Below are 243 nucleotides of genomic sequence, written 5' to 3'. Positions count from 1 at the left end.
TCTCGTTGTACTCATGCGCGTTCGTGACCGCATAGCGCGGCTTGGCTCGTTTGCGCGCCTCACCCGTCTTCAGTCTCGCCTTGTAAGGCATGAAAGCTCACCCGTCCGATAGATCACCGCACTCTTTTTACCCGACACCCTGCCGCCCCGCAAGTGGCTGCTGAACAAAGCCTCATCAAACCGATAATGGGATTCAAGGATTTCCGGTGCGCGCGCATCATCCTGGCCGGCATTGAGATCATG

1 pseudogene is annotated in these 243 nt (G+C 57.2%); it reads left to right on the top strand.

What is annotated here, in order from left to right:
- Window positions 1–159 precede the first annotated feature (159 nt).
- A pseudogene (locus GWC77_RS30505) lies at window positions 160–243 on the top strand (IS6 family transposase); the annotation flags it as partial.

The sequence above is a fragment of the Paraburkholderia sp. NMBU_R16 genome, from assembly GCF_013282575.1.
Lineage (GTDB): Bacteria > Pseudomonadota > Gammaproteobacteria > Burkholderiales > Burkholderiaceae > Trinickia.
This window is presented reverse-complemented; position numbering and strand designations above follow the sequence as displayed.